This window comes from Hymenobacter amundsenii (assembly GCF_002204745.1).
Taxonomy (GTDB): Bacteria; Bacteroidota; Bacteroidia; order Cytophagales; family Hymenobacteraceae; genus Hymenobacter; species Hymenobacter amundsenii.
This window is the reverse complement of sequence record NZ_NIRR01000090.1, coordinates 1-1,490: the sequence shown is the minus strand read 5'-3', so window position 1 is coordinate 1,490 and position 1,490 is coordinate 1. Positions and strand designations below refer to the sequence as shown.

Annotated in this window: 1 protein-coding gene; it reads right to left on the bottom strand. The window is 69.9% G+C overall.

Annotation, left to right across the window (positions count from 1 at the left end; genetic code table 11):
• On the bottom strand, positions 1–1,403 hold a 1,403-nt coding region (locus CDA63_RS20015; protein ID WP_126546991.1), incomplete at its 3' end, for a PAS domain-containing protein.
• Positions 1,404–1,490: the final 87 nt, after the last annotated feature.

The window sequence follows — 1,490 nt, the reverse complement described above, 5'->3', positions numbered from 1 at the left end:
AGGTGATGCAGCTGCTGGCGCTCGGCCTCGCGCTGTTGGCGGGCCCGCACTTGCTCGGTGACGTCGTAGGCGAAAACGGAGACGCCGGCCACCGCGCCGCCCTCCCGGTAGGCTTGGTAGGTGAAGTTGAAGTAGCGGGCGCGTGACGCCTCCCCCGGGGCGGGCCGCGGCGTGAAGGGCATCTCCTGGCCGTAGTAAGTTTCCCCGGTGCGGTACACTTGCTCTATCAGGGCCACGAAGCCCTGCTCGGCCATCTCCGGCGCGGCTTCCGCCGCATCCCGGCCCACCAGTTGGCGGCCGGGAAAGAGGGCCTGGTAGGCGGGGTTGACGTACTCGAAGCGGTGGCCGGGGGCCCGCAGTAGGGCCACCAGGGCCGGGGTTTGCTCGAATACCTGGTAAAGTAGGGCCCGCTGGTCGGCCTGCTGCTGGGCAGCGGCCAGCAGGTCGGCCTGCAGGGACAGGGCTTCCTGCGTGCGCTCCTGCACGCGGGCTTCGAGCTCTTGGTTGAGCTGGTGCAGTTGCTGGCGCGCCACGACTTGCTCGGTGACGTCCAAGCCCACCGTGATGAGGCCCGTGGTCCGCCCCTGGGCGTCGTGCAGGGGCTGGTAGGTGAAGTTGTAGTAGCCCAGCGCCGGTGGCTCGGCCGGGTCGCGGGCTAGCCGCGTGGGGCGTTCCCGGAAGACCAACGGCTCGCCGGTGCGCAGCGCCTGGTCCAGCAGTTCCTCCAGCCCCTGCCCGGCCAGGTCGGGCAAGGCCTCAAACAGGGGGCGGCCGAGCGCGGGCCCGACCGGGCGGCCCCACAGCGCGCCGAGCGAAGGGTTGGCCAGCTCCACGACGAACTCGGCTCCCCGCAGGATGGCGATGGATACCGGGGCCTGCTCGAAGGCGCGGCCCAGCGCGGCCCGTTGCTCTTCGGCGTCGGCGCGAGCGGCGCGTTCGGCCGCCTGGGCGTCGCGCAGCGCGTTTTCGACGGGCGTGCGGGGCTGGTCGCCGGTGTCGGTGAAGCTGACGACGAGCAGGTCCTGGTGGCGCTGGGCGGCGAGGCGGAAGTAGTTGTCGATGCCGTCGGCCTGGTAGTACAGCTCAAAGGCACCGGGCGCGTCCGACGCGTACGTGCGGCGGTAGAAGTCGAAGACGCCGGTGCTGGCCATTTCCGGGAAGCGGGCCAGGGCCGTGGTGCCCGGCTGCTCGGGCAGGCCCGTCATGCGCTGGGCGGCGGGGTTGAGGTAGTCGAGGGCGAAGTCAACAATTTCGGGTCCGTCGGGGCCGTCAGGGCCGTCGGGGCCGTACACGGGGCGCAGCAGGTTCACGGCCGAGAGCGAGACGGCCAGCAGCGTGGACAGCAGGGCGTCGGGGAAGGCGTACGCGGACACAGCCGGAGCTAGGGGAGAGCGAAAGGCCATAGATAAACGGGGGCAAACCCGTGCGACTAGACATCGGGCAATGAAGATGCGAAGTAATACAGATTACCGGTAAATAGGTATACCAGG